Origin of the sequence: Phenylobacterium sp., from assembly GCF_025351295.1 — a bacterium.
Lineage (GTDB): Bacteria > Pseudomonadota > Alphaproteobacteria > Caulobacterales > Caulobacteraceae > Phenylobacterium.
In genome coordinates this window covers 142,310-152,983 of sequence record NZ_JANXWD010000105.1, presented here as the reverse complement: position 1 = coordinate 152,983, position 10,674 = coordinate 142,310, and the positions used below count along the sequence as shown (strand labels likewise).

Below are 10,674 nucleotides of genomic sequence, written 5' to 3'. Positions count from 1 at the left end.
CGGCGTTCACGCCTTGGAGCGCGTGGTTCATCAGGATGTGGATGTCGAGATCGGGCACCTCGGCAGCTTGCCCGATCGTGCGGAAGGTCTGCCGAAGGTCGTTGCCGTATTTCGAGAGGGTTTGTTCGCGGTCCTCCCTCTGCTCGGCCAGATGACCATCGACGCCGCCAGCCCCAAAAATCCAGCGCTCGCCAGCTTCGGGAAACATCATTCGGCTGAGGCGGATCGCCCGGATCAGGCAGCGGATCATCGGGCGGGAGAGAGGAATGTCGAAGGCCTTCTTCGACCCGCCCTTTGGCGCCGGGATGTGAAGCATTCGCCGTGCGAAGCTCAGATGGGGCGTCTCGGCCACCTTCAAGGCTCCCGGCCGGCAGCCGGACAGCAGGGTGAATAGGTGGAATTCACGGCGAATTGGGTTCTCAAGCAGGATGAGCTCATCGAACCAGGCGGGGAGGGCCTTTAGCCCCATGCCAGTGTCGCGGCGGCTCTCCTCGTTCCAATCGACGGCCTCAACCGGATTGTCGGCAGGCAGGTAACGGTGCGACTTGCGTGCGTGGTTGTAGATCGCGCGCAACGTCCGCATGGCGCCGTTGGCGATGAACGGCCCATTCTCCCGGGTGATTTCATCGTGGCGGGCCGTGACCAGCGCAGGATCCTCCCCGAGCTCCTTCAGCGGCCGATCACGCCAAGCCTTGAAAATCCGCTCCACGTGGTCGGCGTAGCTCGCGATCGTGCGAGCGCTTCGCCTCTTCCGCACTAGGTGGGCCTCAAGGTATCGCTCCCAGGCTTCCCAGAGGGTGACGCCCGCCTCTGCGGGCTGGGCTTCGACTGTCGGCTCGATCGGCGCCTCAACCTCGGCGGGCTCGATGGCCGGCAGTCCCTTGGCGATCCGGGTGAGGGCTTCCTTGGCCTTCAGGCGGGCGTCTCGGGCGGTCAAGTCGCCAACCACGCCGATAGCCGCGTAGACGTTCTTGCGCTTGCCGTTCTGCCAGCCCTCGCCCTTCACGGTGAAGGTCTTCCGCCGTTTCCCGACGACCACAAGGAAGCCCTTCAACTCTGTGTCGCGGACGACGTACTGCCCCTCAGTCGCCATGGGCAACTTGTCGAGGGACTTGTCCGTGAGGCTCATCTGGAGCGCGGTCACAAAATTTACTCCGGGTTTACTCCGGGGTTTGCGGCCCCGCAGGTTTGTCGGCGACAATGCGACCGGCCCCTATGGTGCCGGATATTGTATTGATTTACAAGATGATTTTGATAGCTTAGGGAGTTCTTGGGCGTGCCCCGGCGAACCCAATCGTGCTCGCTCGAAACATCTACGAATCTGAGGGTCGGACGTTCGAATCGTTCCGGGCGCGCCAATTTTTCTCATTGAAAAATAAACACTAATCGGAAGTCTCGGCTGGGCCTTGAGTGGTCGATTTGGGCTGGGGTACCACCGAGGTACCACGGGAAAGGAAACGCCGGGAAATCGCGGCGTGTCAAAACACCGACTTTCGGGGTCCTGCGTCGCGCGATGAGCGAGATCAGACCTGGCACTCGACCTCAAAGGTATTGCTTCCCGGCCACGTTCTCTACGCCCCTACTCCCCCGCCGAATTCCAAAAATGGGCTGCGCGATCGCCGCGGCGGCGTCGCCGATCGACAGCCAGGCCTGGGCCCAGCCTCTCCCCTACACGCTCACCTGGGTCCCCATCTCCACCACCCGACCGGCCGGGATGTGGAAGAAGTCGGTGGGGTCGGCGGCGTTCTTGGTGAGCCAGATGTAGAGCCGGTCCATGCCGAATGGCAGCAGCGAGCGCGGCGCCCGCACCAGGGTGCGGCGGCCCACGAAGAACGACGTGTTCATGATGTCCATCTTGATCCCGCGGCTGCGCAGAGCCGCCAGTTCGCGGGGCACGTTCGGGCTCTCCATGTAGCCGTGGGTGAGGATGATGCGGGTGAAGTCCGGGCTGATCCGCTCGATCACCGCGCGATCAGCCTCGGCGACGCGCGGGGTGCGCGCGCCGCGCACGCTGACGATCAGGTTGCTCTGATGCAGCACCCGGTTGTGCTTGATGTTGTGGAACAGGGCGGTCGGCGCGCGGGTGGAGTCGGCGGTGAGGAAGACGGCGGCGCCGGCGACCCGGTGAACGGAGCGGGAGCCCAGGATATGCAGCATGTCCTCCAGGGGCAGGTTGTCGCGCTCGACCTTGCGGCGGATAAGGTCTGAACCGCGCGCCCAGGTGGCCATGACGAAGAACAGCGCCGCGCCGATCATCAGCGGGACGAAGCCGCCGGAGAGCACCTTCAGGGCGTTCGCGCCCAGGAAGATGGTGTCGACCACCAACAGCGGCCCCACCAGGGCCAGGGCGGCCCAGAGCGGCCAGCGCCACTTGCGCGTCACCACGATGAAGGCCAGCACGGTCGTGACGACCATGGTCCCGGTGACCGCCAGGCCATAGGCGTGGGCCATGGCGCTGGAGGTGTGGAAGATGCCGACCAGGAAGATGACGCCCACGATCAGCAGCAGGTTGATCTGCGGGATGTAGATCTCCCCCGCCTGGGTCTCGGAGGTCTGCAGCACCGTGAGCCGCGGCAGGTAGCCGAGCTGGATCGCCTGGTTGGTCAGTGAGAAGGCGCCGGTAATCACCGCCTGGCTGGCGATCACGGTGGCCGCCGTCGCCAGCAGCACCATGGGGACCCGCAGCTGCACGGGGGTCATCAGGAAGAACCAGTCGCTGTTCTCGATCGCATGGCCGTGGGCCAGGGCGATCTGGTGCAGGGCGAAGCCGCCCTGGCCCATGTAGTTCGCCACCAGCGCGGGCAGCACGAAGAACAGCCACGACGCCTGGATCGGCCAGCGGCCGAAGTGGCCCATGTCCGCGAACAGCGCCTCGGCCCCGGTCACGGTCAGGAATACCGACCCCAGCACGAAGAATCCGGCGAGGCCATGATGCAGCAGGAAGCCGATCGCATGGTGCGGGCTGATCGCCAGCAAGACCCCAGGCTCGGACGTGATGTGGAAGATGCCGATGCCGGCGATGGCGAAGAACCAGACGACGCAGATCGGCCCGAACCAGCGGCCGACCCCGCCCGTGCCCCGCGACTGAACGAGGAACAGCGCCACCAGGATCGCCAGGCTGGCGGCGATCACGATGCCCTGGGTGACACGGTCGCCGAGCGCAGGCACCGAGCGCAGGCCCTCGATCGCCGACAGCACGGAGATGGCCGGCGTGATCATGGCGTCGCCGTAGAACAGCGCCGCGCCGGTGACGCCAAGCCCGAAGATCAGCAGGGTCCGGCGGCCGACGGCGGCTTCCGCCAGCGCCGCCAGCGACAGGACCCCGCCCTCGCCATTGTTGTCGGCCCGCATCAGGAACAGCACGTATTTGACGGTGACGACCAGGATCAGCGCCCAGAGCGCCAGCGAGACCACGCCCATGACCGCCGCCGGGGTGACGCCCCCGGCCTGGCCCAGCGCCTCGCGGAAGGCGTAGAGCGGGCTGGTCCCGATGTCGCCGAACACCACGCCCACGCTGCCCAGGGCCAGGCCCCAGAACCGCGGGCGGCGGGCATGGGCCAAAGGCGGAGCCGGGCTGTCGATCGTCGTCGCCATCGGAAGGGCCTCATCGCCGCACGCTGCAAGGAAGGGCGAAGATGGGGCCTGAGGGCATAGGAATGCCATGAGGGTGCGCAAACGTGACGATGTCCGATGACGGCATCGCCATGCAACATGGCCCGATGCGCAACGCCCGGCTGCTGATGACCGCCAAGGCCTTCCGGGGCTTCGGGGATGGGTTTACCGGGCTCCTGCTGCCGGTCTACCTGACCAGCCTGGGGCTCGATGCGTTCCGGGTGGGGATCGTGGCGACGGCGGCGATGCTGGGGTCGGCGGGCCTGACCCTGGCCGTGGGGCTGGCGGGGCATCGGGTCAGCGCGCGGAGGCTGCTGCTGCTCAGCTGCGCCCTGATGCTGCTCACCGGCCTGGCCTTCTCCCAGGCGCACGCCTTCTGGCCGCTGGTGATCGTGGCCTTCGTCGGCACGCTCAACCCATCCAGCGGCGACGTCAGCGTCTTCGTGCCGCTGGAGCAGGCGATGATGGCCCACGCCGGGCCCGACGCCGAGCGCACCTCGCGGTTCGCGGCCTACAATGTGGTGGGAACCGTGGCCGTCGCCCTGGGGGCGCTCTCCATCGGCCTGATCGACCCGCTGGCCCGTGCGCTCGCCCGGCCGCGGGGCGACCTGCTGGAGGCCGCCTTCGCGCTCTACGGCCTGCTTGGGGTGGCGGCCTTCCTGGTCTATCGCCTGTTGCCGCACGACACGGCGCAGGCGGCGGAGATCCGCACCGGGCTGGGCCCTTCGAAGCGCCGGGTGTTCCAGCTGGCGGCCCTGTTCAGCCTGGATTCGTTCGGGGGCGGGTTCCTGGTGCAGTCGCTGCTGGCGCTGTGGCTGTTCCACCGGTTCGGCCTGTCGCTGGGCGCGGCCGGGGCGTTCTTCTTCTGGACCGGGCTGCTGACCGCCGGGTCGCAGTTCGCCGCCGGGCGGATCGCCAGGCGCTTCGGCCTGATCAACACCATGGTGTTCACCCACATCCCGGCGAACCTGTGCGTCGTGGCGGCGGCCTTCGCGCCCAGCCTGCCGGTGGCGCTGGGGCTGCTGATCGTCCGCGCGGCGCTCTCCAGCATGGATGTGCCGGCCAGGGTCTCCTACGTCATGGCGGTGGTGACGCCGCCGGAGCGGGCGGCGGCGGCGGGGATCACCAATGTGCCGCGCAGCCTGGCGGCGGCGATGAGCCCGGCGCTGGCGGGCCTGCTGTTCAGCGCCGCGGTCTTTCCCTGGCCGCTACTGATCGGCGGCAGCCTGAAGATCGCCTACGACCTGCTGCTGCTGGCCCAGTTCCAGAAGGTGAAACCGCCGGAGGAGATTTAGGGCCGCAGATCGCGCCGAGCCCCACCCCCGGGCCCGTCATCCCCGGCCTTGTGGATGACAAACGGAAGGGTAGGGCGACCCTACCGCGCCAGCAGTTCGTCCAGCCGTCGGATATCCAGCACCTCGGAGGCGACGCCGCCGTCCAGGCGCATGACCTTGTTGCAGTAGAGCTTGAGCAGCGGCGCCTCGTGGGTGGCCAGCACCAGGATGCCGGCCCGTTCCACCAGCTTCAGCAGCCGCTTGTGGGCCAGCTTCTGAAACTCCGCGTCGCCGACCGCGATCCACTCGTCCATCAGCAGGACGTCGGCCTCGACCGCGGTGGCCGCAGCGAAGGCCAGGCGGGCCTGCATCCCGGCCGAATAGGTCTTCACCGGCATGGCCAGAAACGGCCCGAGGCCGGTGAAGGCGGCGATCTCGTCCATCTTGCCGTCGATGTCCTTCGACGACAGCCCGGCGATGCGGCCGCGCAGGCGGATGTTCTCATAGCCGGTGGCGGTGGCGTCGATGCCGAGGCTCAGGTCCAGCAGGGCGGCGATCCGGCCGTGGACCTCGATGGCGCCTTCGTCGGGCTCATAGGCGCCGGACAGCGCCCGCAGCAGGGTGGTCTTGCCCGAACCGTTGTGACCGATCAGGCCCAGGCGGTCGCCGGCCTTCAGCTGCAGGTTCACGCCCTGCAGGGCGGTGACGTCGGTGATGCCGGCGTGGCGGCCCAGGGCGCCGCCGACGGTGACCCGGGCGATGGCCTTCTTCAGCGACTTGGCGTCGACGCCATAGACCGGGAAGCGCAGCGTCAGGTCGGTGCAGGTGATGGAGACGGGCGCAGGCGTCATAGGTAGTGGACGATCCGGCGGCGGGTGCGCGCGAAGATGGCGAAGGTGAAGGTCCAGCCGACCACCGCCATGGTGACGAGGACGATGTAGCTGAGCGGGGCCACAGCCTGGCCGAGCAGCGGCGCGCGGACCGCCTGCAGCAGGTGGTAGAACGGGTTGAAGTCCAGCACTGCGCGGTGGGCGCCGAACTTGTCGGCGGGCCAGAACACCGGTGTCATGAAGATCGCGAACTGCATGACCGAGACCACGATCTGCGGGATATCGCGGAACCGGGCCGAGGCGATCCCGGCCAGCATCGACGCCCAGCTCGCATTGGCCAGCATCAGCCCGATCCCGACGAGGGCGAGCAGCGGATGGGCCATGCGCCAGTAGCCATAGTAGGCCAGCACCGCGACCACGATCACCAGGTGGTGGCCCAGGTTGATCAGGGTCCGGAACATGGTGCGCCAGACGAAGGTGAACATCGGCAGGCTGGTCTGCGACAGCATGCCGGCCGCCTGCACGAAGGTGTCGCAGCCCTCGTTGATGGCCCCGGTCATCACCCCGAAGAACACGATCCCCAGCGCCACGTAGGGCAGGAAGGTCTGCAGCGCGATGTGGAAGAGGTTGGCGTAGACGAAGCCGATCCCCAGCACCATCAGGCCCATGCTGAGCGTGATCCAGAACGGCCCGAGGATAGAGCCGCGGTAGCGCGACCCCACGTCATGCGTCGCCAGCGACCAGGCCAGGCCGATTCGCTGGAAGGAGGTCCGCAGGTCCCGCAGCGCCATCTGCAGCTGGAACAGCGTCCCGCGCTGTCCGGTCCGCAGCATGTGGGTGGCGGTTTCCAATAGCCTCTCCCGAAAGAAGGCGTGGCAGGTAACAGCGAGGGCGCCGGGGCGCAAGGATGGCGCCAGCCCCTGCACGGATGCCGCACGCCCGCGTTTTGCCACGGCGCGGCCTTCCATGTTAGCCCCGGTCGTGGCCAGAGCCGTAAGCATGACGTCCATCGACCGACACGCCTCGGCGCTGTCCCTTGAGGGGGCGGGCGTCTGGCTGGTCGTGCCCTGCTACAAAGTGCGCGGCCACATCCTGCGCGTCATCAAGTCCACCCCCTCGTGGTTCGAGGGCATCGTCTGCGTCGACGACGCCTGCCCGGAGAACTCCGGCGACTTAATCGAGGCCGAGAACACCGATCCGCGGGTGGTGGTGATCCGGCTGGCGAAGAACCAGGGCGTCGGCGGGGCGACGCTGGCCGGCTATGCCGAGGCCGCCCGGCGCGGCGGCCGGGTGCTGATCAAGGTCGACGGCGACGACCAGATGGATCTGCACTACGCCGCCCAGCTGGTCGCCCCGATCCTGCTGGGCGAGGCCGACTACGCCAAGGGCAACCGCTTCACCTCGATCAGCCACCTGACGACGATGCCGACGGTCAGGGTGCTGGGGAACGCCCTGCTGAGCTTCGCGGCCAAGCTTTCGACCGGCTACTGGAACATCTTCGACCCCACCAACGGCTACACCGCCATCGAGGCCAACGTCGCCCGGCTGGTGATGGAGAAGCGGGTGTCGCGGCGGTTCTTCTTCGAGACCGACCTGCTGTACCACCTGGGCACGCTCAGGGCCGTGGTGCGCGACGTGCCGATGCCGGCCCGCTACGCCGACGAGGTCTCCAACATCCGCATCGGCCAGATCGTCGGGCCCTTCGCGCTCAAGCACCTGCGCAACTTCGCCCAGCGGGTGGTCGGCCAGTACTTCATCCGCGACTTCAGCGCCGCCAGCCTGGAGCTGGTGTTCGGGACCTTCTTCCTGCTGTTCGGGGTGGGCTACGCGCTGAGCTACCTGGCCAACCGGCTGCCGGGGCAGGCGGCGTCGCCGGGCGTGGTGATGCTGGCCGCCCTGCCGGTGATCCTGGGCGCGCAGTTCCTGCTGCAGGCTATGAACTTCGACGTGCTGAACGTGCCCAGCCGGCCGATCCATCCCTACCTCAACGTGCTGCGCGAACTGGAGACCGAGGCGTGAGTCCGACTGCCCTTTCGCCCAAGGACCTCGCCCTCTGCAGCGTCTTCGCCGTGGCCCTGCCGCTGGGCCAGATGCTGTTCAAGTGGGGCGCCGTCTACGACAAGGGCCTTACCGGGCCGTTCCTGCTGCGGGTGACGCAGAACTACCCGCTGATCGGCGCCTTCGCCTGGTACGGGGTGACGGCGCTACTGTGGTTTTATGTGCTGACCCGCGTGCCGCTGTCGCTGGCCTACGGGTTCTCGCTGATCGGCTCCTGCCTGGTGCCGCTGGCCGGGTGGCTGGTGTTCAAGGAGCCGGCGAACTGGAGCATGGGCCTGGGCTACCTGCTGATGGTGGCCGGCCTGTTCCTGATCGTGCGGCCGGCGTGAGCGAGGCGATCCGCTCCCCGGGGTCCGCGGCGCGCTGGACCTACCGGCTGGTGATGCTGGGGGCGCTGGCCCTGATGCTGCGGCTGAACTGGCCGGGGCACCTGTCCGTCGACTCGGTGCTGGCCCTGCACGAGGGCCGCTTCCATCTGCGCGAGACCTGGAACCCGGCGATCTTCGGCTGGCTGCTGGGCCAGGCCGATGCGGTCGTGGAGGGAACCGGCCTGGCCGTGGCGATCAGCGGGGCGCTGCTGTTCGCGGCCTGGGCGGTGCTGGCGCAGCTGCGGCCGGTCACCAGCTGGCTGGCGCCGATCGTGGCCCTGGCCGCCGTCGCCCTGCCGCAGGTGATGATCTATCCCGGCATCGTCTGGAAGGACGTCTGGTTCGCCGAGTGCTCCATCGCCGGCTTCGTGGCCCTGGCGCTGGCGCTGAGGAGCGGCGTCGCCGCGCCCCGGTGGGCCTGGCTGCTGGTCTCGGCGCTGTTGTTCGCCGTGGCGGGGCTGCTCCGGCAAAATGGCCTGATCCTGGCTGCGCCAGCCGCCATCGCCATCGCCTGGGCGGGCTGGCCGCGGGGCCGGGTGCGCAGCGCCGGCGGGGCTGTGGCCTGGCTGGTGCTGGTGGCCGCCGCGACGTTTGCGCTCAGCGTCTACGCCCAGCCGCAGGGCGTCGACGAGCCGGACGACGCCGGCGCGCGCGGCGTGCGCATCGTCCAGACCTACGATATCGCCGCCGCCGTCACCCGCACGCCCCTGCCGCTCAGCCACATCGACCGCTTCGATCCCACGCTGGACGACTTCATCCGTTCCGAGGCGCCCAAGGTGTTCTCGCCCACCCGGGTCGACACCCTGGACGACGACAGCGCGCTGAACGACCGGATGCTGCAGGTGCCGTCCGACGTGCTGCGCGCCGAGTGGTTCGACCTGATGCGCCAGCACCCCGGCCTCTATCTGAAGGTCCGGGCCGAGGACTTCCGGCAGGTGTTCGCGACGCCGGAGATCGACCGGTGCCTGCCGATCTACGTCGGCATCGACGGGCCGGCGCCGGCCATGCACGACCTGAAGCTGAAAACCCGCCGGGCGGTCAACGACGGGCGGCTCTACAACTATTCCACCTGGTACATGGACACCCCGGCGCTATCGCACATCACCTATGCGGCCATCGCCCTGATCGTCGGCCTGGTGTTGCTGTGGCGGCGCGATCCGGCAGACCTGGCGATGGCGGCGTTCATGGCGGGCGCGCTGGGGTTCGCGGCCAGCTTCTTCGTGATCTCGATCGCCTGCGACTACCGCTACCTCTACCTGCTGGACATGGCGGCGATCACCGGGGTGCTCTACCTGGCGCTGGACCCGCGGATCAGTCGTCCGCCAGAGCGGCGTCAAGCTCGGCATTGACCTGGGCCATGGCGGCCATCGCCTGGTCCAGCCGCCCGGCCGCGGTGCGCCAGCCGGCCTCCAGCGCCTTGCGCTCGCGGGCCATGTCCGAGCGCAGCGCCTGCTCCAGGGCCGCGGCTACCGCCAGCTGGGCGCGAGCCTCCAGCAGTTCGGCGCGGGCGGCGGCCAGGTCGCGGGCGGCGGGCGAGACCAGCATGCCGATCTCCTTCGCCCGCTGGGCCAGCTTGGCCGCCGCGCCGTCCAGCGCGCGACGCTCGGGATCGCCGCCGGCCGCCCTGGCCTCGAACCAACCAAACACCGCCTGCGCGATCTCGCCCGCCCAGCCCAGGTCCGTCAGGCCCGCATCGCCGGCGTTGTGGCGCAGGTCGGGGGTGAGGAAGCTGTCGATCTGCGCGGCGGCGGCCGGCGTCAGGTCCGGCAGCGGCGTCTCATGGGCCGCCTCGATCCGCGCCGTCTCCGCCCGCCAGTCGGTCAGCAGGGCGTCATAGCCCACGAAGGCGCGCGGCAGGTCGCGGGTATAGGCCTCGGCCGCCAGCATGTAGGCGCTCCAGACCAGCACCGACTTCTCGGCGGCGAAGCCGTCGCGCCGCCCCAGCGATCCGGCCACCGCCAGCGGATGGCGCACCGGGATCACGCAGCGCGCCGCCACCCTGCGCTCGGCCAGCACGCTCAGCCACAGCGGCAGCAGCACCGTCGCGCGAGGGTCCTTCATCAGCGGCCAGGCGGCGGGCCCGAACTCCTCGTCGAACAGGGCGACGGCGCGGGCGCGCCACAGCGCCTCCTCGGCCTCCGGCAGCGGCCGGAACGGAAAGGCGAACGGGTCGTCCCAGGCCGAACCGGCGGCGCGCAGCCGCGCGTCGTTGAACACCGCGATCTTCCAGGGCTCGAAGTAGCCTTTCGCATTGTGCTCGTCGCCCGGCATGACGTTGGCGGGCAGGGAACAACCGGCCAGCGCCAGCAGCTGGGTCACCGCCGAGGTGCCGGAGCGATGCATGCCCAGCACCAGGTAGGCGGTGCGCGGCGCCGATGTCGCGGGAACGGGGCTCGCGGGAACCGGTGGCGTGGGACCCGGGGTCTGGGGCTGGGGCTTGCGGCTCATCCTGGGGTCGGGTCCTACGGGCCGGCGCGGGCCGCCGCAAGCGGTTGATCGGGGTCGCCATCTGTTGCACACCAGCGCTCGCCG

9 protein-coding genes are annotated in these 10,674 nt (G+C 68.9%); 4 read left to right on the top strand and 5 right to left on the bottom strand.

Annotated elements, in window-relative coordinates; translation table 11 throughout:
* A partial coding sequence (locus Q0R13_RS15140; protein ID WP_293905339.1) for an integrase family protein occupies positions 1–1,144 on the bottom strand: 1,144 nt, incomplete at its 3' end.
* Positions 1,145–1,668: 524 nt separating this feature from the next.
* On the bottom strand, positions 1,669–3,594 hold the full coding sequence (locus Q0R13_RS15135) for a potassium transporter Kup (protein ID WP_293905337.1): 1,926 nt from the start codon (positions 3,592–3,594) through the stop codon (positions 1,669–1,671).
* An 89-nt stretch (positions 3,595–3,683) separates the two neighbouring features.
* Between Q0R13_RS15135 and Q0R13_RS15130 the strand changes: the two genes are divergently transcribed.
* Positions 3,684–4,907 carry an MFS transporter gene (locus Q0R13_RS15130; RefSeq protein WP_293905348.1) on the top strand — a complete coding sequence of 408 codons (1,224 nt, stop codon included), beginning with the start codon at positions 3,684–3,686 and terminating at the stop codon, positions 4,905–4,907.
* 80 nt (positions 4,908–4,987) lie between these two features.
* Here the strand turns inward: Q0R13_RS15130 and Q0R13_RS15125 are convergent, their stop codons facing one another.
* Both Q0R13_RS15125 and Q0R13_RS15120 read right to left on the bottom strand, forming a co-directional pair.
* Complete coding sequence (locus tag Q0R13_RS15125; RefSeq protein ID WP_293905335.1) at positions 4,988–5,737, bottom strand: ATP-binding cassette domain-containing protein; 750 nt, start codon at positions 5,735–5,737, stop codon at positions 4,988–4,990.
* A complete protein-coding gene (locus Q0R13_RS15120; protein ID WP_293905333.1) occupies positions 5,734–6,567 on the bottom strand; it encodes an ABC transporter permease in 834 nt (277 codons plus the stop codon). Before Q0R13_RS15120 ends, Q0R13_RS15125 begins: the two co-directional genes overlap by 4 nt.
* 148 nt (positions 6,568–6,715) lie before the next feature.
* Here Q0R13_RS15120 and Q0R13_RS15115 point away from each other — a divergent pair, with 148 nt between their 5' ends.
* From Q0R13_RS15115 to Q0R13_RS15105, 3 genes are read left to right on the top strand one after another with little or no spacing between them, the layout of a single operon-like run.
* Positions 6,716–7,735 carry a glycosyltransferase family 2 protein gene (locus Q0R13_RS15115; RefSeq protein ID WP_293905331.1) on the top strand — a complete coding sequence of 340 codons (1,020 nt, stop codon included), beginning with the start codon at positions 6,716–6,718 and terminating at the stop codon, positions 7,733–7,735.
* Positions 7,732–8,103, top strand: coding sequence for a hypothetical protein (locus Q0R13_RS15110; protein ID WP_293905329.1), 372 nt, complete (start codon positions 7,732–7,734; stop codon positions 8,101–8,103). Before Q0R13_RS15115 ends, Q0R13_RS15110 begins: the two co-directional genes overlap by 4 nt.
* Positions 8,100–9,491: a hypothetical protein gene (locus tag Q0R13_RS15105; protein WP_293905327.1), complete on the top strand. Its 1,392-nt coding sequence runs from the start codon at positions 8,100–8,102 to the stop codon at positions 9,489–9,491. Before Q0R13_RS15110 ends, Q0R13_RS15105 begins: the two co-directional genes overlap by 4 nt.
* Here Q0R13_RS15105 and Q0R13_RS15100 read toward each other — a convergent pair.
* Positions 9,454–10,590 (bottom strand): hypothetical protein, encoded by a 1,137-nt coding sequence (locus tag Q0R13_RS15100; protein ID WP_293905325.1) that lies wholly within the window; start codon positions 10,588–10,590, stop codon positions 9,454–9,456. The genes Q0R13_RS15105 and Q0R13_RS15100 overlap by 38 nt on opposite strands.
* Between the last annotated feature and the right edge of the window lie 84 nt (positions 10,591–10,674).